Raw genomic sequence first — 21,442 nt, 5'->3', positions numbered from 1 at the left:
GCCGATTTTCTGTCACGCTGACCAACGCAGGCCACAGGAAGCAGGAGTAAACGCATGAGTCTGAATATGGCACCATCCGTGAATGTTCTGGGCGGCACATTGGAGAACTGCTCGCACGATCCGATGACGGGGTTCTTCAGAAACGGGTCTTGCGACACCTGCGCCCAGGATCAGGGCAGCCACACTGTCTGCGTCAGGATGACTGCGGAATTTCTGGCTTATTCCAAATATCTGGGGAATGATCTGTCAACGCCCCGGCCCGAATATGGTTTTCCCGGGCTGCAACCGGGGGATTACTGGTGCCTGTGCGCCGCACGGTTTTTGCAGGCGCATGACGAAAATGTCGCCCCGCTGGTACGCCTGCGTTCCACCCATCAGCGCGCTCTGGACATTGTGCCGCTTGCCATATTGAAACACTATGCGCGCGATCCGGAATGAACAGCGACAAGCTGCGCGCAGCTGAAGGCAACATCATTCAGGGTTTTGCGGTCTTGGCATCAGGGCGCAACGGCGCGGCGTCCATGATCAGATCATCGATGAACAGGCTCATTAACTGACCGCGCCCGTTGACCTCTGCCTTGCGGTAAATCGCGTTTGTCTGCGCCTTGACCGTTCCTTCAGACGTGGTGCGAAATGATGCGATTTCCTGAATGCTGAACCCTTTCAGCACAAAAAACGCAACATCACGTTCCGCAGGTGTCAGGCCCCAGCCGGTAAAGCGCTGGTCCATCAGGTCCAGAAACGCACTGGACGCGCGTTCAAGTTTTGCCTCGGCACGGCCAAGCCTGATCTGGGACTGCATCAGCAGCACCGCCGACATGACCAACCCGATGATCAAGGCGACCGCAGCGCCGATTTCCATCATCTCGCGCAATTGCCAGTCGATGGGCTGGCGCTCAATTCCCAGAAGCGACATCACAATCTCGCTGATGAAGAACAGCGCCCCTATTGCCTGAATCAAAACCATAAAAAGGATTATAAATTTCAGCTTCACCGCGCACCTCGTCCAGGGGGGGCAGCAAGAAGTCGGGATTGGCAAGAAAGACAGGTCATTCAATATTTTTCCTGATTCCAGGCAGCACGCCGTCATCAAGCACTGTGCCACCGCGCGGCATTTCACCGCTTATGCGGGGCGGGATTTTATCCGGGGCAAATTCCACGGCATAATCACGCAGGATCTGCCCTGCGGACAGATCCAGCACCACCTCGCGCCAGATATGCCCTGAAGACGCGACAACGCGAACACGGCCCAACATGGTCCGGGTGACGGATTCGATCGTATAGCCCTGATCCCGCAGCGCACCACTGACCATTTCGGGTGTGATACGGGGCTGCGAGTCTTCGTGCTGTGCATGTACCGGGGACATGGTGAAAGAAAGCGCAAGGCAGATGATCCCGATTCCACGCAGCATGGCGCATTCTCCATGGCATGCCCGGTGCAACTGACCGGGCGAAAAGAACGACCGCACCCCGTGTAATACTCACGGGATGCGGCGATACGCTTGATACTGATTACACATGCAAAAGCCAGCAGCAAATAAATGCGATGTCCTGATTCCCAGTCCAAGGCACACCATCGGCGTTCGGCGTCAGCCCACAATTTACGCATACTCATACACACAGGCACTGATACAAACTGGCACATAAAACTGACGCAAACGCCTTTTGGCCCTGCGGCTGAATTGGAAGCACACACAGACAACGATGTGCTGAAAGTGATATAAAATATCTCGCTTTCAGCACGGCCTAGCTAGCGCCGCTGAGTGGACGAATCTATTAAGAAAGGGTTTATTTTCGGCCTATAAACCTAAGTTTACGCGCTGATTTCCACGCCAAGATGCTTAGCCACAGTGAAAATGTCCTTATCGCCCCGCCCGCACATATTCATCACCAGAAGATGGTCCTGCGGCAGGTCCGGTGCAATTTTCAGGACATGGGCCAATGCGTGGCTTGGTTCCAGCGCCGGGATGATTCCTTCCAGCGCACAACAGGTCTGGAATGCGGCCAAAGCCTCGTCATCGGTGATGGAGACATATTGCGCGCGGCCCATATCCTTCAGCCAGGCATGTTCCGGCCCGATTCCCGGATAATCCAGCCCTGCCGAAATGGAATGCCCTTCCAGAATCTGGCCATGTTCATCCTGCAGAAGATAGGTGCGGTTGCCATGCAGCACGCCCGCACGCCCGCCTGTCAGGCTGGCGCAATGTTCCATCCGGTCGTCAACACCACGCCCGCCTGCTTCTACCCCGATGATATTGACGGATTTATCGTCCAGAAACGGATAGAACAGCCCCATCGCGTTTGATCCGCCGCCAATGGCAGCAATAATCGTATCGGGCAGACGCCCTTCGCGGGCCATCAGCTGTTCACGGGTTTCCTTGCCGATGATGGATTGGAAATCGCGCACCATCGCCGGATAGGGGTGCGGCCCTGCAACCGTGCCGATGCAATAAAACGTGTCATGCACATTGGTCACCCAGTCGCGCAGCGCATCATTCATCGCATCTTTCAATGTGCCGCGACCGGACCGCACGGCCACGACTTCGGCGCCCAGCAATTTCATGCGGAACACGTTCGGGGCCTGACGTTCCACGTCATGCGCGCCCATATAGACCACGCATTTCAGCCCGAACCGCGCACAGACCGTGGCCGTTGCCACGCCATGCTGGCCGGCACCCGTTTCCGCAATGATGCGGGATTTGCCCATACGCATGGCCAGCAGAATCTGCCCCAGAACATTGTTGATCTTATGCGCGCCCGTATGGTTCAGCTCATCGCGTTTCAGATAGATTTTCGCACCGCCGCAATGTTCCGTCAGGCGTTCGGCATAATACAGCGGCGACGGGCGGCCCACATAATGCGTCCACAGGTCATCCATCTGCGCCCAGAAACTGGCATCCGTCTTGGCGCGTTCATATTCGGCTTCCAGTTCCAGGATCAGCGGCATCAGCGTTTCCGACACGAAACGTCCGCCATAAATGCCGAACCGTCCCTGTTCATCAGGGCCGGTCATGAAAGAGTTGATCAGATCATCAGGCATGCGCGTTTCCTCAAACGGTTGTTGATGCGACTCCTAGCGCCGCGCGCCCTGTCAGACAAGCATATCCCGCCTATCTTTCCAGAATCAGCCGCTCGCCTTCGATGGAAATGCGCGCATAGCGGCGTAAATACCCCATTCCCAGAAGCGACACATCCAACTGGCCTTCGTTTACGAAAGCGGGCACGTTTGTATCATGGATTTCCAGATCGCCATGCGCAAGAATCACGTCGTCCAGACTGACCCGCGCCAGCCCGACAATGCCATTGGCCGTGCGCGCCTGCCCCAGATAGGCCAGCGTATCAGGGTCCAGCCCGACCCGCTCTGCATCAGCGCGTGACAAGACCAGATCAGATGCGCCAGTATCGATGATGAAACGCACAGGTTCGGAATTTATCTGCAGATCCAGATGGAAATGCCCGTCCCGCGCTGCGCGCAGCACAATCGCACCGTCACCGGTCACGGATACGCGGTTTGACTGCGTCACATCCTGCCACAACCCGTAACCTGCGGCCACACCCACGAAAATAAGGCCCCACAGCAATGCATGCCGCAGCGTCTGTCCGATATTCTGCTGGCGCGCGATCAGGAAATAACTGATCAGAACCGTGCCCCAGACCCCAAGATAGACCAGCCGTGCAACCTGATCACTGTCCATAATGCCCCTCTTTGCGCATGACCCTTATAATTGGGGGCGGTGGCGCTGAAAACCAGCAGTTTTCACCGGTGCGTGACATCAAAATCGTAGATCCAAGAAAACCGGCGCAATGGCGCATCGGGGCGCAGCCGGGATGCCAGCCGCAAGCCCGCATGTGCAATCTGTGCCAATGGCTGGCGCAGATGGTAATTGCGGGCATTGCGATTGGCCGCGTCAATCACCTTTGCGACGCGGGCATGCCGCGCTGTCTGATACTGCGCAAGCGCTGCGGGAATCGGTGCCTGTTGCAGGCACCGCACCAGTTGCCATGCATCTTCCAGCGCCATATTCGCCCCCTGCGCCATGAATGGCAGCGTCGGATGCGCCGCATCACCCAGAATCGCGGCATGGCCCTTATGCCAGTTCCGCGCGACCTTGTGGCGAAACAACCCCCACAGGAAAACGTGTTCTACCTGCGCCAGCCAGCCCGGCACGGGGCCATCAAACCCGGCAAAAGCTGCGCGCAGATTCGCAGGGTTATCAGGGTGATTCCACCCTTCGGCCACCCAGTCGCGGCGCGTTTGCACCGCGACAATGTTGCGCAGGCGCCCGTCATGCAGCGGATAGCTGACCAGATGCCGCCCCGGCCCCATGAAGACCTGCGCCTCGGCCGGGCAATCGGGCTGCTCGGGGATAAGCGCGCGCCATGCCACCTGCCCGGTGAAAAACGGCGCCTCCACCGCGCCGGTTTGCAGCGCGGGCCGCAAGACCGAATGCAACCCATCCGCCCCCAGTACCAGATCCGCAGCAAGGGTTTCGCCGCCCTGCAAGGTCACACTGGGGCGCGGGCCATCAGGACTGACCTGCGCCACCTGCGCCACGAAACGGGTTTCAACCCCGTCCAGCGCGCCCGCCAGCAATGCAATCAGATCCGCGCGGTGGACAAGATGGAACCCTGCCCCGTCATCCGGCAAATCCAGCCGCATGACCTGACGCCCGGTCGCACCGGCGCGCAGCACAACCGCTTTGCTGCGCATGGCGCATTGCGCCAGCCCGTCCGCAAGCCCCAACGCACCCAGCACGCGCGCGCCGTTGGGGCTGATCTGCAAACCCGCGCCAACCTCGCGGAACCCGCCGGCCTGTTCCAGAACCAGCACCTGCGCACCATGCTGGCGCAAGGCCGCCGCTGCGCAAAGCCCGGCAATACCGCCGCCGATGATGATGACTTCCAGACCTGCAAGCGCCACGCCATCCCCCTGTCTGCGCCCCGGTGACAGGGCAAATCAACTGGCAATACTGTCTGCGCGGGGGCGTAACATAAAAACACCGGGCCCATAAGGGAACCCGGTGTCGCAGTTCAGCCGCATCGCGCGCGATCAATCGTCGCGATGCACACGTTCCTTGCGTTCATGCGCTTCCTGCGCCTGCAATGTCATGGTCGCGATTGGTCGCGCATCCAGACGCTTCAGGGAAATCCGCTCGCCCGTGACTTCGCAATAGCCGAACTCGCCATTGTCGATCCGGCGCAGGGCCGCATCGATCTTGGAAATCAGTTTGCGCTGCCGGTCGCGCGTGCGCAATTCCAGCGCGCGGTCGGTTTCTTCCGATGCCCGGTCTGCAATGTCAGGAATATTACGGCTGCTATTGGCCAGATCGGCCAGCGTTTCCTGTGATCCCTTCAGGATATCTTCTTTCCAGACCATCAGTTTTCTACGGAAATATTCCACCTGACGGTCATTCATAAAAGGCTCGTCTTCGGCCGGTCTGTAGTCATCCGGCAGGAATGATTCTGGCTTCATGCCCCGTTCCCCTGTCTGTGCAGAATGATAGGTTTTGAGGTCTTCTTCCATCGCGCACCCATATTCGGCGGTCTGACGGGCAAATAGCTGATGGGCCAAGGAATGTCACGCCCTTTCGCACGGTTTCTTAAACCCGCCTTGCCGCGCCTGTCAGGGCAAGCTAGGTTCGGTTTCGGTCATGGCCGCACAGTTCAGGGAAAACATCAGTCACATGCGCTTCACGTCCACCGAATCCTATATTGCCAGCGACGATCTGCGCATCGCGGTCAATGCCGCCATCACGCTGGAACGCCCGCTTCTGGTCAAGGGCGAACCGGGCACCGGCAAGACCGAACTGGCCCGCCAGATTGCCGCGGCGCTGGATATGCCGATGATCGAATGGTCCATCAAATCGACCACCCGCGCGCAACAGGGGCTTTATGAATATGACGCCGTGTCGCGCCTGCGCGACAGCCAGCTGGGCGATGCGCGCGTCGGTGATGTGAATAACTATATCCGCAAGGGTAAATTATGGCAGGCATTCGAGGCGGAGGGGCGCGTGGTTCTGCTGATTGACGAAATCGACAAGGCCGATATCGAGTTTCCCAATGATCTGTTGCAGGAACTCGACCGGATGGAGTTTTTCGTCTATGAAACCGGCGAGATGATCCGCGCCCGGCATCGCCCGATTGTCATCATCACGTCGAATAATGAAAAAGACCTGCCCGACGCGTTCCTGCGGCGCTGCTTTTTCCACTATATCCGGTTCCCTGATCTTGATACTCTGAAAGCCATTGTCGCGGTGCATTTCCCCGACATCAAACCCGCCCTTCTGACCACCGCGCTGACCCAGTTTCTGGAAGTGCGCGAAACGCCCGGCCTGAAGAAGAAACCCTCCACATCGGAAGTGCTGGACTGGCTGAAATTACTGCTGGCCGAAGACCTGTCGCCTGAAGATCTGAAACGCAACGGGCAGGATGCGCTTCCGAAACTGCATGGCGCATTGCTGAAAAACGAACAGGATGTGCATCTGTTCGAACGGCTTGCCTTCATGGCACGCAGGCAGGGGCGCTGACATGGTACTCGACATCAGACCCGTCAGCGCACAGGACAAACCCCAATGGGCGCAGCTTTGGTATGCCTATCTGGATTTTTATGACACATCCCTGCCGCTGGATGTGTATGACGCGACCTTTGCCGCGCTGTTGTCGGATGACCCGCACAGCCCTTGCGGCTATATGGCATGGCAGGATGATCAGGCGACAGGGCTGGCGCATTACCTGTTTCACGCCCATTGCTGGCAACCCGAAGGGGTGTGTTACCTGCAAGACCTGTTCACCACCCCCGAAACGCGCGGCATGGGGGTGGGGCGCGCGCTTATTTCGGCGGTCTATGGCGCAGCGGATGCGCGCGGCGTGAAAAGCGTTTACTGGATGACACAGGATTTCAACGCCACGGCCCGCAAACTCTATGACAAGGTGGGCGAAGTGACCCCTTTCATCAAATACAAACGCCCCTCATGATGCGGGCTGCATTCGCCCTTGCCTGTGCAGGGTATTTTCTGGCGGGTTGCGGAATGGGGCCACCCGCGCCGGCAGAGCCACCGACGGACCTGTCGCTGCAGACCCGCGCAATCAGTTCGCAGGCCCTGTTCGGCCCGCCACGCCCCTTTGCACCCGCGCGCAGCAACGCCCAGATTGCGCAGGACATTCTTGAACTTGGGTTCCGGCTGGAATCCGGGCGCGAAATCCCACAGTTTTCGCGCTTTGACGGGCCTGTCACGTTGTCACTTCAAGGGCAGATACCACCGCTTGGCGTTATCGAAACCGACCGGCTGATAACACGGCTGCAACGCGAAGCGGGGTTGGATATCCGCCGCGTACCCGAACAGGGCCAGATCGTGGTTGAATTCGTGCCCCGCGCCACGCTGCGCCGCGTAGTGCCGGATGCGGCCTGTTTCGTGCTGCCCAATGTCGCCAGCTGGGACGCATTCCGCGCCGATCCGCGCGCGCCCGCACTGGACTGGACACGCATTGCACGCCGCACCCGTGCGCTTGTCATTGCCCCTGCAGACAGCACTGTGCAGGATATGCGCGATTGCCTGCATGAAGAAATCGCGCAGGCCCTTGGCCCGTTGAACGACCTGTTCCGCATAGGAGAAACCGTGTGGAATGACGACAATCTTCAGACTGTTCTGACCGGGTTTGACATGCTGGTACTGCGCGTCTGGAACGACCCGGCCCTTCAGCCCGGAATGACCCGCGCACAGGTGGCCGAACGCTTGCCCGCGCTGCTGGCGCGGCACAATCCCGGTGGCGCAAGCGCGGCGCTGCCGCTGGACCGGGTTCCCACCCCCCGCGCCTGGACCGAAGCAATTGAATCCGCACTGGGTGGGCGCACATCGCGGGCCAGTTTCCGCGCGGCGCAGCGCGCATTGGCCATCGCGCTGGAACAGGGTTGGAAGGACGAACGCCTAGCATTCAGCCTGTTCCTGTCGGCCCGCTTTGCCCCCCGCGAAGATGGCGCGCAGGCGCTGGATGCCATGCTTCTTGCTGCGCGCATCTATAACGACCGCCCCGGCACCGAAGCGCATCGCGCGCATATCTATTTGCATCTGTCCGCGCAGGCGCTGGCCAGCGGCCAGCATAATCTGGTGCTGCACCTGACCGACACTGCCATGTCCGCAGCGCGGCGCACGGAAAACGGCGCGTTGCTCGCGTCACTGATGTTGCTGCGCGCGCAATCACTGGAACACCAGGGCCGCCGCGATCAGGCTGAAAACCTGCGCCGTGACGCCGTGCCTTTCGCGCTTTTCGGTTTCGGGTCGGAACGTGCCGTTGACAGCCGCCGCGAGGAAATCGCAGCCCTTGCGCAGCGGAACTGAAGGAAGAGGAAGAACAATGATCGTCATTTTCGGATTGATAGCAGGCGCAATTCTGGGGCTGCGCAGCGCGCATCAGCGCGGCGGCAACCGGCTGGACAAGGCCCAATATGCCGCCGTGGGCGGCATTATCGGCGCGTTGCTGGGCCTGTTTGCCACGATCGGGCTGGAAAAACTGTTGTAACCCCATGTTTCTGCCGTTTTTCCAGAACCTGCGTGACCATGGCGTGCCGGTATCCCTGCGCGAATTCCTGGCCTTTCTGGAAGGGATGCAGGCCGGTCTGGTCACCTATGATATCGAGGGGTTCTATTACCTGGCCCGCCTGGCCATGGTGAAGGATGAACGCCATCTGGACCGTTTCGACCGCGCGTTTTCTGCAAGCTTCAAGGGCTTGGAAAATATCAGCCTTGATCAGGTTCTGGAAGCGGTTGATCTGCCGCGTGACTGGCTGGAAAAGCTGACGGAGAAACATTTAAGCGCCGAAGACCGCGCGCAGATTGACGCGCTTGGCGGCTTTGACAAGCTGATGGAGACCTTGAAGCAACGCCTGAAGGACCAGAAGGAACGCCATCAGGGCGGCAATAAATGGATCGGCACGGCCGGAACCTCGCCCTTCGGGGCCTATGGCTATAACCCCGAAGGGGTGCGCATCGGGCAGGACACATCGCGCCACCGGCGCGCGGTTAAGGTCTGGGACAAGCGCGAATTCCGCAATCTGGATGACAGCGTGGAACTGGGCACGCGCAATATCAAGGTCGCACTGAAACGGCTGCGCAAATGGGCGCGTGACGGGGCCGTGGATGAACTGGATCTCGATGGTACAATCCGTGCCACAGCCGAACAGGGCTGGCTGGATGTCAGGACACGGCCAGAACGAAGAAACGCCGTCAAGATATTGCTTTTACTTGATATTGGCGGATCTATGGATGACCATGTCCGCGTGGTCGAGGAATTGTTCAGCGCCGCACGCGCCGAATTCAAGCATCTGGAACATTATTATTTCCACAACTGCCTGTATGAATTTGTCTGGCGTGACAATTCCCGCCGCTGGAGTGACCGCATCGCGACCCATGATTTGCTGCGCAGCTATGGCAGTGACTGGAAATGCATTTTCGTGGGCGATGCGGCGATGTCGCCCTATGAAATCATGTATCCGGGCGGCGCGAATGAACATTGGAATGAAGAAACCGGTCAGGTCTGGCTGAACCGTGCGCGTGTGCAATGGCCGGATAATCTGTGGATCAACCCGACCCCGGAAAACCATTGGCGTCATACGCAATCCATTGGTATGATTGATAGAATATTTGAAGGGCGCATGGTGCCCATGACCCTTGACGGCATTACACGCGGGATCAGGGAACTGGGCCGCTAACGCCCCTTCGACGGGACGCACAAGGGCTGGTGGCATCCGGCGTGAAGCGGGCGGAAAGGCGCGGAATCAAGGCCACACCCGCCGCGTCACGCCCCACCCACAAACATGGCCGTTTTCGTTCCATCTGGACATGCCATAGTGGGAGTCACCGCATTAAACATAATCCAAGCATATTTCCGCCGGGCGATTTGCATGGTTGCAGCATGATCCCTAGCTAATGGCCAGCGCACGGCAAACCTGCCGCGCACTGTCCATGACACAGGAGATTGCAATGAGTCTGAAACAATTCCTCGCCACGACCGCGCTGGCCGCCACCATGGCAACTGCGCCCCTTCTTGCCCCGATGGCCGTGGCGCAGGATCAGCAGGGCCAGATTGACGGTGCCGCCATTGCCGCCGATTCCGACATGGTTGACGCCTTTATCGCGGCCGCGCTGGCTGTGAACGAGGTCCGCGAAGGTTATATGGCCCAGATCGAGGCCGAAGCAGACCAGAACGCCCAGATGGAAATACTGGAAGCCGCTGATGCCGCCATGCTGGAAGCAGTGGAGGAAACGCCCGGCATTACACTGGACGAATATATCGCCATCGCAAATGCCGCAGCAGAAGACCCTGAACTTGCCGCCCGCATCGATGCCCGCTTTACCGAAGCGCATATGGGCGGCTGACACGCTGCAAGATGCACTGAAATGAAAACGGGCGGGGACATACCCAGATGTTCCCCGCCCGTATTTTTGAATTTAACGCAGAACCTAGCGTTCGATCGTCACGCGCGCCATTCGGTCAGGTGTGCCAACCACGGCGCCGTTTCCGCCAGTGCCGCGCTTGATGGCATCCAGCACGTCGAACCCGTCAATCATCTGGCCTACAACGGTATATTGCCCGTTCAGGTGCGGCGCAGGTGCGAACATGATGAAAAACTGGCTATTGGCGCTGTCCGGGCTTTGCGAACGTGCCATGCCCAGAACACCGCGTTCAAACGGCTGGCTGGTGAATTCGGCGCGCAGATCAGGCAGGTCAGACGCCCCGGTGCCCCAGCGGCGCGCATTGCCGTCTTCCTTGCCGTGTTCCACATCGCCCGTTTGCGCCATGAACCCGTCAATCACCCGGTGAAAGACCACACCGTCATAATCGCCGCGTTCGGCCAGTGTCACAATGCGGTCCACATGGTCTGGTGCCAGATCGTCGCGCAGCGCGACGCGGATTACACCATTCGCTTCGCCCGCCACATCGATCACCATCACCGGGCCGGAATGGTCCGCAGGCACGGATGTGTCGGCATTGGCCTGCGTGATACTGTGCCAGGACGCGCCCAGAATCCCAAGACCAACCGCAAACAGCCCTGCAAACAGCAGTTTATCACGCATCGGCGGCCACCTTCACGCTGATCATCTTGTCGGGATTCGCCGGCGGCTCGCCACGGGTGATGGCATCAACATGGTCCATCCCCGCGATGACACGGCCATAAACCGTGTATTGCCGGTTCAGGAAATGGTTATCCCCGAAATTGATGAAAAACTGGCTGTTGGCGCTGTCGGGGTTTTGCGAACGCGCCGCCCCCAGCGTGCCGCGGTCATGGGGTACGCCGGAAAATTCCGCCTTCAGGTCCGGCAGGTCGGAACCGCCGGTGCCGGCGCGGCGCAGGTCAAATTCCTTTTCGGTATTGCCATTGGCCACATCGCCGGTCTGGGCCATGAAGCCTTCGATGACACGGTGGAACACAACATTGTCATAAGCCCCTGCCCGCGCCAGTTCTTTCATGCGTGCGCAATGGCCCGGGGCCACATCCGGCAGCAACTCGATTGTGACAGTGCCGGTTTTCAACTCCATCAGGATGGTGTTTTCGGGGTCTTTGATCTCGGCCATCTGGCGCTCCTTCTGATCTGGTCTGGCGCGCAACCTAATGCGTCTTGGCCCCAAGGAAAAGCCCCGCCTTATACCTGTCTTGTCGCAGGCAGGCACGACTTGGCATTGACCCTGCCCCCCCTTTCACGCCAGATAGCGGCAAGTTGAACGAACATGGGATGCGCAGTAATGGCTTTCAAAACACTTGACGACATGGATTTTGCAGGCAAGACCGCGCTGGTGCGGGTGGATATCAATGTCCCCCTGAAAGACGGGCGCGTGACCGACGCCACCCGCATTGAGCGGATCCTGCCCACGATCAGGCACATAACGGAAGCAGGCGGCAAGGTTGTGCTGCTGGCCCATTTCGGCCGCCCAAAGGGCAAGCCGGACCCCGACATGTCCCTGTCGCTGGTGCGGCCCGCGCTTGAAGCGGCCCTTGGCCAGCCTGTTGCATTTGCCGAAAACTGCATCGGTATTCCCGCCAAGAAAGCGGTTTCCGAATTGCAGGATGGTGGTGTTCTGCTGCTGGAAAACACCCGTTTCCACGCGGGCGAGGAAACCAATGACCGCATGCTGGTCGCCGGAATGGCCGCATTGGGCGACATTTACGTGAATGACGCCTTTTCCGCTGCGCATCGCGCGCATGCATCCACCGAAGGGCTGGCGCAATTGCTGCCATCCTGTGCGGGCCGCCTGATGGAAGCGGAACTGAAAGCACTGGACGCAGCCCTTGGCACGCCCGAACGCCCGGTTGCGGCAATCGTTGGCGGGGCCAAAGTGTCCACCAAGCTGGACCTGTTGTCGAACCTGATCACCAGGGTTGACCATCTGGTCATCGGCGGTGGTATGGCCAATACCTTTCTGGTGGCGCAAGGGCTGGCGATCGGCACGTCATTGGCGGAACGTGACATGGCTGATACCGCGCGCGACATCCTTGCCAACGCCGAGGAAGCGGGCTGCACCATTCACCTGCCCCGCGATATTGTCATTGCGCGCGAATTTGCCGCCGGTGCGGCGCATGAAACCCTGCCCGTCGATCAATGCCCCGATGACGCGATGATCCTGGATGCAGGGCCGGAAACGATTGCCGCCATATCCGCACTGTTTGCGGATTGCCGGACATTGGTCTGGAACGGCCCGCTGGGCGCATTTGAAATCGCGCCTTTCGATACGGCGACCAACGCCTGCGCACAGGAAGCCGCCCGCCTGACCGCTGCGGGGTCGCTGATTTCCGTGGCCGGTGGCGGCGACACAGTGTCGGCACTGAACAAGGCCGGCGTGGCGGATGATTTCACCTATATCTCCACCGCTGGCGGCGCGTTTCTGGAATGGATGGAAGGCAAGACTCTTCCGGGCGTGGCAGCGCTGGACAGTGAACAGGCGTCAAACAAGGACAAGGAATGGAATATCTGATCTGGACAGGGGCGCTGATATCAGTCGCGGGCATTGCCGGGCTGCTCTGGTGTATTGTGTATGTCATGAAGCTGCGCAAATCGGGGCTGGATGACAATGCCATGCGCGCGCGCATGCAAAAGGCGGTGTTGATCAATTTCGCCGCCCTTGCCGTGTCGACACTGGGCCTGATGATGGTGGTTCTGGGGGTATTTCTGGCCTGACCCCTGCGGAAGGGGATTCACAAAGCCCGCGCGCTGTGGCATTGTTCTGCGCAAGGGACAAAAAACACCCCATCCAGTGCAGGCAGACAACAGATGAAAAACCCCCGCCCCGCGATTGGTGCATTTTTCTACTTTGGCACCGCCAGTGTGCTGGCGATCTATTTTACCTTCGCGGCAGTGCAAGGGGCCTTTGGCCTGTTCAACCGTGTTCAGATCGAAGCCGAAATTGCCGATCTGCAAGTCACCCGCGACAGGCTGGCCATTGAACTGACCGAGCTGGAAAACCGCACCCGCCGCATGTCCGATGCCTATCTGGATCTGGACCTGCTGGATGAACGCGCGCGCGATGTGCTGGGCCTGATGCGCCCCGATGAAATCGTGATTCGCTGACATTCCGGCGCGGGTGCCGACGACATCGCGTCAGTCGTCATATCCTTCCACGATAACAAGATCAGCAAAGGAACAGGGCGCGCGCAGCGCCTTTGCCGCCTGATATCCGGCACTTTCATAGCACGCCCGCGCCATCGCCATATTCTTGAATTCGATCACAACTGTTCGCGCACGGGTTGTGCCTTCCATTTGGTATTGTCGGCCACCGCGAATGATGAATTTCGCACCGAATTCGTCAAACACAGCCGCATTCGCGCGGATATATGCTGCATAGGCGTCGATATCTTTGACATCGACATGGGCCACCCAGTATGCTTTGGGCATTCGTTTTTTCCTTTGTCCAGGACGGCAGACGCTACTATGCACCAGCTGGCTGGTATTTGCGCCAGGTCAAGGTCTCGTTATAATTTTGTGTGATACACGCGTATACGATAGAAAATTACAAGGCGTTCACGCAATAATGGTATCTTGCGATGTACCAGCGCCATCGGTCGCCAGTGCGCGAATCCCCGACCAAGGAGGAGGAACACCAATGATGGACCCCATTTCATTCTGGATGAAGGCAAATGTTTTCTGGATCAGAATGTATCAGAATCAGCAGGAAACCTGTTTGCGAATGCTGTGCAGCATGTCGCGCAGCATGCCGCGCGAAAGTGCCGCGGAAATCGGGGCAGAGGCAGAGTCGCTGAAAAACACGCTGCGGCCAGCGTCACGCAGCAGCACGCAGGCCAAAAGGCCGGTTCCGAAACTGGCGCCACGGGTAACGAAAGCTTCCGTACCCGTCTGACCAATGCCCGTCTGACTGATGCCCGACCAACCGGCGCACGCGCCGTGTCACCCCTTGGTGGTTTGGGCCAGATCGGCCAGAATCGGGCAATCAGGGCTATGGTCGCCCGCGCAGGCATCAATTAGATGCGCGAGTGTCGCGCGCATCTGCTGCAATTCTGCCAGTTGGTCATCCACACGTTGCAGATGTTCCCGCGCAAGCTGTTTCACATCCGCGCTGGAACGGGTCTTGTCATGATAAAGGCCGAGTAGCTGGCGGCATTCCTCGACCGAGAAACCAAGCGCGCGCGCACGGCGCAGGAATGCCAGCCTGTGCAGGTCTTCCTCGCTGAAGTCACGATAGCCGTTATCCATGCGCGCAGGCCGGATCAGCCCGATGTCTTCATAAAAGCGGATGGTTTTGGGCGGCAGCCCTGCCTTGCGCCCGACTTCGGAAATATTCATGCATCCTCCTGTCGTGATATCAGCATCGTAAAGCATGTGGCGGGATAGTGTTTGAACCGGTTTTGCGCTTCTCGGACACGCTATAGAGCCTTCCCAAAAGCGCGGAATCAAGGGCGTAGCCCGCCGCGCCACCGGTGGGCCGTCCCGCAGCCTGCCAGATACGCTGGCGTGTGGCCAAGCCTTAAATGGCGGGGTAATGCTACCCGCATAAAGTGAACTCATCCAGCGTGGAACCGGCAGACCCCGGCCCACCTATAGCGCGGGCTTTGTGTTTGCCCAACAGTTACTTAAGACCAGTACCATCACCCCGCCACCGCAGGCATGAACCGCAACCGCAGCGCATTGGACAGCACGAAAACCGAACTCAGCGCCATGGCCCCCGCCGCCAGCATGGGCGAGAGCAGCACTCCCATGGCCGGGTATAACACCCCTGCGGCAACCGGAATCAGCGCTGTGTTATAGGCAAACGCCCAGAACAGGTTCTGACGGATATTGCGCATGGTGCGGCGCGACACATCCAGCGCCTGCACCACGCCGCGCAGATCGCCGGACGCCAGCACCACATCCGCAGTTTCTACTGCGACATCGGTTCCGGTGCCGATGGCAATGCCAATATCGGCTTCAGCCAGCGCGGGGGCATCATTAATGCCATCGCCCACAAATGCCACGCTGCCCCAGTCCGCGCGCAGTTTTTCCAGTGCGTCTACCTTGCCCTTGGGCATCACATCGGCCACGACATGATCAATGCCCAGATCGCGGGCAATCGCTTCGGCGGTCGCGCGGGCATCGCCCGAAATCATCGCCACATGCAAGCCACGCTCCCGAAGGGCTGCAACCATCTGCCGCGCGCCCGCCTTGGGCTGATCGGCCACGGCAATCATGGCCAGCACCTGCCCGTCGCGCGCCAGATACAGCGGTGTGTGCCCCTGCCCGGCCAGTTCCTGCGCCTTGTCCCGCAACGCGCCCGGATCAATGCCCTCCTGCACCATCAACCGCTCGGCGCCCAGAACCACGTTGCGCCCGTCCACAACCGCGCGCAGCCCCAGACCCGTCAGCGATTTGAACCCGCTGACCGCAGGAAGCGTCAGGCCCTTATCCTGTGCTGCCGCCACAATCGCGCGCCCGATCGGATGTTCGGATTGCGATTCAAGCGCGGCTGCCAGCGCAAGTGCGTGATCTGCATCACCCAAAGCCTCCAGCGCGGTCAGGACGGGGCGGCCTTCGGTCAGGGTGCCGGTCTTGTCAAACGCCACGCCCCGCACCCCATCCATCAGTTGCAGCGCGCTGCCCTTACGAAACAAAACCCCCAGTTCTGCCGCGCGCCCGGTGCCCACCATAACGGATGTGGGCGTGGCCAGCCCCATCGCGCAGGGGCAGGCAATGATCAGCACCGACACCCCCGCCACCAGTGCGAATGTCAGATCCGGCCCAAAGGCCAGCCAGACCAGCACTGTCAGAACCGCAAGCCCGATAACGACAGGGACGAAATACATCGTCACCTTATCCACCAGCGCCTGCACCGGCAGTTTCGCGCCCTGCGCCCCTTCGACCATACGGATAATCTGCGCCAGAACCGTGTCGGCACCCGTGCGGGTAATGGTCATACGAAAGGCCCCGGCACCATTGACTGTGCCGCCCACCAGCTTGTCCCCCGGCCCTTTGGACACTGGCAGGGGTTCCCCGGTGATCATGGCTTCATCGATCAGCGCTTCGCCTTCTGTCAACGCGCCATCACCCGGAATACGTTCACCGGGGCGCACCAGCACCAGATCGCCGGGTTCCAGTTCCGCGGTTGCAATATCGTGCTCCACGCCATCACGCAGAACCCGTGCGGTTTTGGGCTGCATCCCCACCAGCCGCGCAATCGCGGCCCCTGTGCGCCCCTTGGCGCGCGCTTCCAGCCAGCGCCCCAGCAGGATGAGCGTGACGATCACTGCCGCGGCCTCAAAATAAACCGCGCGCGTACCTTCGGGCAGCAATGCGGGCGCGAATGTCGCAATGACCGAAAAGCCCCATGCCGCCGCCGTGCCCACGGCAACCAGGCTGTTCATATCCGGTACACCACGCCATAATGCAGGTACACCGCGCAGAAAAAACACCCGCCCCGGCCCCGCCAGAACGGCAGTGGCCAACAGAAACTGCACCACCCACAGCGCCTGCATGCCAATGGTATGATGCAACCAGTGGTGAAAGGGTGGAAAGGCATGCCCGCCCATTTCCAGCACGAATACCGGCAGGGTCAGTACCGCTGCTGTCAGGAATTTCAGGCGCATTGCTGCGGCTTCAAGCTGCTGGCGCGCGCGCGGGTCCGTGCTGTCCGCACCGGATATAACCCGCGCAGGATAACCCGCCTTTTCCAGTAAGCGCACCAATGCCGCGCTGTCGCCCTGCCCGTCCAGCACATCCACCTGCGCGCGCCCGGTATTCAGGTTAACACTGGCGCGCAGCACCGCCGGGTCAGCCGCCAGCGCGCTTTCAACCCGTGCAACACAGGATGCACAGGTCATATTGTCCAGTTCCAGATCAATCTGCGCAACGCGCATCGGATAGCCCGCCTTGCGCAGCGCCTTTTGCATGTCGTCCAGCGCCACATCCGGGCGTGCCTGAACACTCGCCTGCGCAAGCGCCAGATTGACACTTGCATCCTGCACCCCGTCAATTGCGTTCAGGGCGGTTTCCGCCCGTCGCACGCAGCCCGCGCAGGACAGGCCATCAAGATGAAAAGACCGGCTTTCGGTCATAGTGGCAGGGTGAACGTTCATCAGCGGCAACTCCGTCAGGCAAGGCATCTGCCACACCACATGGCCCTTCCAGTAGATGGAGGGTCAAGGCCCTTTGAACAAGACCTGCGAAAAAAACCGCGTCTTCGGTGGTCAGGGCTGTTTCTGCGCCTGCACCTGCGCCAGTTTACGCGCGATACTGGCCTTGGCCGCGTCAACGGCCTGCGCAATGCTCATTTCCGTTGTGTCAAGCAGAACGGCATCATCGGCAGGGCGCAACGGCGCATCGGCGCGCCCCATATCCCGCGCGTCACGCTCTCGTACCTGATTGAGCACATCTTCATAGCTTGCGGATTTTTCGTCGGCTTCCAGCCAACGGCGGCGGGCGCGGGTTTCGGGGGTGGCGGTGACGAACAGCTTCACTTCGGCCATGGGAAAAATCACAGTGCCGATATCGCGCCCGTCCAGCACCGCGCCACCTTCGCGGCGCGCGAAATCACGCTGGAACGCCACAAGTGCTGCACGCACTTCGGGAATCGCCGCCACACGGCTGGCCGCTTCGCCGGCTTCAAGACTACGCAGATCCGCGCGCGCAAGATCATCAGGCGTCAGTTCTTGTGCGGCCAGAACGGGGTTTCCCCCCTTTGCCCCGACGGCCCGGTATAACAGGCCCGTATCCAGATGAGCGAACCCGAATTCGCGGGCAATCGCGCGGCTGATCGTGCCTTTGCCTGCGGCGGCGGGACCATCAATGGCAACTGTGAACTGCATCATCCCCTCCTGAAGTACTATGCCCTCTTGCCTGTATTGTCACGCAACTGCAACGGTTTTGCCGAATTCTGCGGATGCAAAAAAGCCGTCATGGAAAGCGCGGGATTCAGCGCTATATCAGGTCTTGTGTCCCTGTAGCGCCGCTTTGCATGAAAGATCACTGCCCATGTCCCCCAATACCCGCAAATTCCTCGCCCCGTTTCTGATTGCCGCGCTCAGCATGACCACAACATCTGCGCTTGCGCAGGACCGCGCGCTGGCATTTTCAGTGACAGGTGGGGTCGCGACCGCGCCCAAATATTTCGGGGCGGACAGCAACCGCATTGCGCCGGGCGGTGCCTTCGGGTTCACGGGGCTGCGTTTTGGCAGTGCGCAGCTTGGCGACCCTGACGGGCCGACACAATTTGCCACTGGCACCGGGCTGCGCGGGTCGTTGCGCTATATCCCCAAGCGCAAGGGCGAAAACGAACTGGCCGGGATGGATGACGTGAAAGCCGCGCTTGAAATCGGGGCGGGCGTACATCACACAACCGAATTCTGGCAGGTCTTTGCTGATCTGCGCTATGGCGTGATCGGGCATAAAGGCGTGACTGGCGAAATCGGCGCGAATGCGATCTATCGTGGCGCTGATGGTCTGGTGGTGCATGCCGGCCCACGCGCCGGATCCGGCAATTCCCGCTTTGCGCGCAGCTATTTCGGGGTAAGTGCGGCTGAATCCGTTACTTCCGGCCTTGCTGCCTATACCCCTTCCGGCGGGGTCCATTCGGTGGGGGTGGAACTGGGCGTCTATCAGCCGCTGTCGGACGATTGGGGTATTACCGGTGCGCTACGCTATGATCGCCTGCGCGGCGATGCTGCCAGTTCCCCGATTGTGCAGCAAGGCAGCCGCGACCAGTTCGGCGCGTCCATCGGGATTACGCGGCATTTCAACTTCCGTTTCTGACGGTCGCGGCTGGGATTGAGGTCGGCCAGATCCGGCGTTGGACATTCGAAAGGCACGGAATCAAGGGCGTAGCCCGGCCCACCGCTGGCGCGGGCTTTGTGAATACGCCAAACCAGAACCACCCGCGAACAGGATGCCGCCATCTGATCAGGCTGCGGTCCGGGGCGCGCAGTGATACACCTTCTGATGGTGGCATTTACCCCGGCACCGCGCTAGGTCTTGGACCAAAGCAACCGAATCGGAGTGCCCATGCCCACCCCAGAATCGCCAGGCCCGGCGTCCCGCCCTGCAACCGGCCCGCTGTCGCCTGAATTCCTGCCCTTCGATCTGGACGATATCGTGGCCCATTCCGGCCATGTCACCGTGTTCGCCGATATCGACGCCCGTCTGCCGCGCGCCGCGCGCCGCGCTGACAAACTGACGCGGGGGGCAGTATCGCGTGCGGTTGGCAGCGCGGATTTCGCGGCACTGGAACCGGGCAGCGGGCTGGTACTGAAATGGCCCACAGGCATGCAGGCGGAAGCCTTGCAGATTATCCGTCTTAACAGGCGCGCGGACCGCGCTGCGCTGCGCAAGGCCGGGCTGAGCATTGGCAAAGCCCTGTCGAAATCCCCCGCGCTGATCTGCGCGGATTCCATGCCCCTGCCCGACATGCTGCAGGCCGCAGCGCTGCGCGCCTATCAGTATCAGGCACAGAAATCCGCCCCGAAACCGGATTTAGGCCCGCTGTCGGTCATGGTCCGCGATTTGGACAAGGCCGCAGATTGCGCCGATGCGCTGGCACTGGCGCGCGCAGTTCACCTGACCCGTGATCTGGTAAACGCACCGGCTAATGTGCTGACCACAACCAGCTTCGCCAACCAGATTAACGACATGCAGGCATTGGGCCTGAAAGTGGAAATTCTGGATGAAGATGACCTGAACCGCCTTGGCTTGCGCGCCATGCTGGCGGTCGGGCAAGGGTCTGACAGCCCGTCGAAACTGGCAATCCTGCATTGGCAGGGTGCGCAAGGCGCCCCGCTGGCAATTGTCGGCAAGGGGGTGATGTTCGACACTGGCGGCATTTCCATCAAACCTGGCGCAGGCATGGAAGAAATGACCATGGACATGGGCGGCGCGGCTGTCACTGTCGGGCTGATGCAGGCGCTGGCCGAACGCAAGGCGCGCGCCAATGTCGTGGGGCTGGTCGGGCTGGCGGAAAACATGCCCGATGGCCGCGCCCAACGCCCCGGTGATGTGGTGCAGTCCATGAAGGGTGACATGATCGAGGTCATCAATACCGATGCCGAAGGGCGGATGGTGCTGGCCGATGTGCTCTGGTATGCGCAGGACCGTTTCGCGCCGCGCGCTGTCATTGACCTGGCCACATTGACCGGGGCCATCATTGTCGCACTCGGGCATGACAAGGCCGGGGTTTTCGCCAATGATGATGCGCTTGCCAATGCCTTTCTGAAAGCGGCAGACCATATGGGCGAAGGCGCGTGGCGCATGCCGCTGGACCCTTGCTATGACAAACTCATCTCCTCGCGGATCGGGGATGTGAAAAACTCCGGCGGGCGGGCGGCAGGGTCGATCACGGCGGCGCAGTTCCTGCAACGTTTCATCAAACCCGGCACACCCTGGATGCATCTGGACATTGCCGGTGTCGCACTGCCGAAAACCGAAAGCGCGCATGCCCCCAAAGGCGCATCTGGCTGGGGGGTGCTGGCGCTGGATGCGCTGATCCGCGCGACATTCGAGGATGGTTAAGCCATGGGCAAGGTCATCTTCTATCATCTGACCCGCAATCCGCTGGAAGTGACCGCGCATATGCTGCTTGACCGCGCCCATCAGGCGGGATGGCGTGTCACAGTGCGCGGGCGCGACCCGGCGGTACTGGCGCGGCTGGATGAAACGCTGTGGCTGGGCGACAAGGCCGGTTTTCTGCCCCATGGGCTGGCAGGTGGCGCGCATGATGCCGACCAGCCCATCCTGCTGACACAGGACCATGCCTGCCCCAACAACCCCGCCTGCCTGATGGTCATTGACATGGCCGACGCCACCCCGCAGGACGCCGACGGGCTGGAACGGTTGTGGATATTGTTTGACGGCAATGATGCGGCGGCCACAGACCACGCGCGCGCGCAGTGGAAAGCGGTGAAAGCCGCAGGCATGCCAGCGGAATACTGGTCTGAAGAAAGCGGCCGATGGCAGATGAAGGCGCAATCAGGCAGCTGATG

The 21,442-nt window shown here is 60.3% G+C and carries 26 protein-coding genes; 14 read left to right on the top strand and 12 right to left on the bottom strand.

Annotation, left to right across the window (positions count from 1 at the left end; genetic code table 11):
- The first annotated feature begins 54 nt into the window (after positions 1-54).
- Positions 55-438, top strand: a complete 384-nt coding sequence (locus PUT78_RS04400) for a DUF2237 family protein (RefSeq protein WP_274350952.1) — start codon at positions 55-57, stop codon at positions 436-438.
- A gap of 37 nt (positions 439-475) precedes the next feature.
- Here the strand turns inward: PUT78_RS04400 and PUT78_RS04395 are convergent, their stop codons facing one another.
- From PUT78_RS04395 to dksA, 6 genes are all read right to left on the bottom strand, one after another.
- Positions 476-967: a helix-turn-helix transcriptional regulator gene (locus tag PUT78_RS04395; protein WP_274350951.1), complete on the bottom strand. Its 492-nt coding sequence runs from the start codon at positions 965-967 to the stop codon at positions 476-478.
- A gap of 82 nt (positions 968-1,049) precedes the next feature.
- Complete coding sequence (locus tag PUT78_RS04390; protein WP_274350950.1) at positions 1,050-1,412, bottom strand: hypothetical protein; 363 nt, start codon at positions 1,410-1,412, stop codon at positions 1,050-1,052.
- Between the two features lie 401 nt (positions 1,413-1,813).
- Complete coding sequence (gene trpB, locus PUT78_RS04385; RefSeq protein WP_274350949.1) at positions 1,814-3,040, bottom strand: tryptophan synthase subunit beta; 1,227 nt, start codon at positions 3,038-3,040, stop codon at positions 1,814-1,816.
- Between the two features lie 70 nt (positions 3,041-3,110).
- Positions 3,111-3,695 (bottom strand): retropepsin-like aspartic protease family protein, encoded by a 585-nt coding sequence (locus tag PUT78_RS04380; protein ID WP_274350948.1) that lies wholly within the window; start codon positions 3,693-3,695, stop codon positions 3,111-3,113.
- Positions 3,696-3,757: 62 nt separating this feature from the next.
- Positions 3,758-4,921, bottom strand: a complete 1,164-nt coding sequence (locus PUT78_RS04375) for an FAD-dependent monooxygenase (RefSeq protein WP_274350947.1) — start codon at positions 4,919-4,921, stop codon at positions 3,758-3,760.
- Between the two features lie 129 nt (positions 4,922-5,050).
- On the bottom strand, positions 5,051-5,473 hold the full coding sequence (gene dksA, locus PUT78_RS04370) for an RNA polymerase-binding protein DksA (protein WP_274350946.1): 423 nt from the start codon (positions 5,471-5,473) through the stop codon (positions 5,051-5,053).
- Between the two features lie 211 nt (positions 5,474-5,684).
- On the opposite strand from dksA, the gene PUT78_RS04365 reads away from it, so the two are divergent.
- From PUT78_RS04365 to PUT78_RS04340, 6 genes are all read left to right on the top strand, one after another.
- Positions 5,685-6,527, top strand: a complete 843-nt coding sequence (locus tag PUT78_RS04365) for an AAA family ATPase (protein WP_274350945.1) — start codon at positions 5,685-5,687, stop codon at positions 6,525-6,527.
- A gap of 1 nt (position 6,528) precedes the next feature.
- Positions 6,529-6,975, top strand: coding sequence for a GNAT family N-acetyltransferase (locus tag PUT78_RS04360; protein ID WP_274350943.1), 447 nt, complete (start codon positions 6,529-6,531; stop codon positions 6,973-6,975).
- Positions 6,972-8,336 carry a DUF2927 domain-containing protein gene (locus PUT78_RS04355; protein ID WP_274350942.1) on the top strand — a complete coding sequence of 455 codons (1,365 nt, stop codon included), beginning with the start codon at positions 6,972-6,974 and terminating at the stop codon, positions 8,334-8,336. The genes PUT78_RS04360 and PUT78_RS04355 overlap by 4 nt, the downstream gene beginning before the upstream one ends.
- Before the next feature lie 16 nt (positions 8,337-8,352).
- Complete coding sequence (locus tag PUT78_RS04350) at positions 8,353-8,517, top strand: hypothetical protein (protein WP_274350941.1); 165 nt, start codon at positions 8,353-8,355, stop codon at positions 8,515-8,517.
- 4 nt (positions 8,518-8,521) lie between these two features.
- A complete protein-coding gene (locus PUT78_RS04345) occupies positions 8,522-9,706 on the top strand; it encodes a vWA domain-containing protein (RefSeq protein ID WP_274350940.1) in 1,185 nt (394 codons plus the stop codon).
- A 271-nt stretch (positions 9,707-9,977) separates the two neighbouring features.
- Positions 9,978-10,373 carry a DUF4168 domain-containing protein gene (locus PUT78_RS04340; protein WP_274350939.1) on the top strand — a complete coding sequence of 132 codons (396 nt, stop codon included), beginning with the start codon at positions 9,978-9,980 and terminating at the stop codon, positions 10,371-10,373.
- A gap of 84 nt (positions 10,374-10,457) precedes the next feature.
- On the opposite strand, the gene PUT78_RS04335 is transcribed toward PUT78_RS04340, so the two are convergent.
- A complete protein-coding gene (locus PUT78_RS04335) occupies positions 10,458-11,072 on the bottom strand; it encodes a peptidylprolyl isomerase (RefSeq protein ID WP_274350938.1) in 615 nt (204 codons plus the stop codon).
- Positions 11,065-11,571 carry a peptidylprolyl isomerase gene (locus PUT78_RS04330; RefSeq protein ID WP_274350937.1) on the bottom strand — a complete coding sequence of 169 codons (507 nt, stop codon included), beginning with the start codon at positions 11,569-11,571 and terminating at the stop codon, positions 11,065-11,067. Before PUT78_RS04330 ends, PUT78_RS04335 begins: the two co-directional genes overlap by 8 nt.
- Before the next feature lie 168 nt (positions 11,572-11,739).
- Between PUT78_RS04330 and PUT78_RS04325 the strand changes: the two genes are divergently transcribed.
- From PUT78_RS04325 to PUT78_RS04315, 3 genes are all read left to right on the top strand, one after another.
- Positions 11,740-12,966: a phosphoglycerate kinase gene (locus tag PUT78_RS04325; RefSeq protein ID WP_274350936.1), complete on the top strand. Its 1,227-nt coding sequence runs from the start codon at positions 11,740-11,742 to the stop codon at positions 12,964-12,966.
- Complete coding sequence (locus tag PUT78_RS04320; protein ID WP_274350935.1) at positions 12,954-13,169, top strand: hypothetical protein; 216 nt, start codon at positions 12,954-12,956, stop codon at positions 13,167-13,169. The genes PUT78_RS04325 and PUT78_RS04320 overlap by 13 nt, the downstream gene beginning before the upstream one ends.
- A 93-nt stretch (positions 13,170-13,262) precedes the next feature.
- Entirely contained in the window at positions 13,263-13,559 is a 297-nt protein-coding gene (locus PUT78_RS04315; protein WP_274350934.1) for an FtsB family cell division protein, read from the top strand.
- Between the two features lie 30 nt (positions 13,560-13,589).
- On the opposite strand, the gene PUT78_RS04310 is transcribed toward PUT78_RS04315, so the two are convergent.
- Complete coding sequence (locus PUT78_RS04310) at positions 13,590-13,883, bottom strand: DUF1330 domain-containing protein (protein WP_274350932.1); 294 nt, start codon at positions 13,881-13,883, stop codon at positions 13,590-13,592.
- A 208-nt stretch (positions 13,884-14,091) separates the two neighbouring features.
- On the opposite strand from PUT78_RS04310, the gene PUT78_RS04305 reads away from it, so the two are divergent.
- Entirely contained in the window at positions 14,092-14,346 is a 255-nt protein-coding gene (locus tag PUT78_RS04305; protein ID WP_274350931.1) for a hypothetical protein, read from the top strand.
- A gap of 47 nt (positions 14,347-14,393) precedes the next feature.
- Here the strand turns inward: PUT78_RS04305 and cueR are convergent, their stop codons facing one another.
- From cueR to PUT78_RS04290, 3 genes are all read right to left on the bottom strand, one after another.
- A complete protein-coding gene (cueR, locus tag PUT78_RS04300) occupies positions 14,394-14,789 on the bottom strand; it encodes a Cu(I)-responsive transcriptional regulator (RefSeq protein ID WP_274350930.1) in 396 nt (131 codons plus the stop codon).
- 302 nt (positions 14,790-15,091) lie between these two features.
- A complete protein-coding gene (locus PUT78_RS04295) occupies positions 15,092-17,551 on the bottom strand; it encodes a heavy metal translocating P-type ATPase (protein WP_420793456.1) in 2,460 nt (819 codons plus the stop codon).
- A 111-nt stretch (positions 17,552-17,662) separates the two neighbouring features.
- On the bottom strand, positions 17,663-18,280 hold the full coding sequence (locus PUT78_RS04290; RefSeq protein WP_274351228.1) for a (d)CMP kinase: 618 nt from the start codon (positions 18,278-18,280) through the stop codon (positions 17,663-17,665).
- 166 nt (positions 18,281-18,446) lie between these two features.
- On the opposite strand from PUT78_RS04290, the gene PUT78_RS04285 reads away from it, so the two are divergent.
- From PUT78_RS04285 to PUT78_RS04275, 3 genes are all read left to right on the top strand, one after another.
- Positions 18,447-19,223, top strand: a complete 777-nt coding sequence (locus tag PUT78_RS04285; protein ID WP_274350929.1) for a MipA/OmpV family protein — start codon at positions 18,447-18,449, stop codon at positions 19,221-19,223.
- A gap of 249 nt (positions 19,224-19,472) precedes the next feature.
- A complete protein-coding gene (locus PUT78_RS04280) occupies positions 19,473-20,972 on the top strand; it encodes a leucyl aminopeptidase (protein ID WP_274350928.1) in 1,500 nt (499 codons plus the stop codon).
- 3 nt (positions 20,973-20,975) lie between these two features.
- Positions 20,976-21,440 carry a DNA polymerase III subunit chi gene (locus tag PUT78_RS04275; RefSeq protein ID WP_274350927.1) on the top strand — a complete coding sequence of 155 codons (465 nt, stop codon included), beginning with the start codon at positions 20,976-20,978 and terminating at the stop codon, positions 21,438-21,440.
- The last annotated feature ends 2 nt before the right edge of the window (positions 21,441-21,442 follow it).

Origin of the sequence: Roseinatronobacter alkalisoli (assembly GCF_028745735.1) — a bacterium.
GTDB classification, from domain to species: Bacteria; Pseudomonadota; Alphaproteobacteria; order Rhodobacterales; family Rhodobacteraceae; genus Roseinatronobacter; species Roseinatronobacter alkalisoli.
This window is presented reverse-complemented; position numbering and strand designations above follow the sequence as displayed.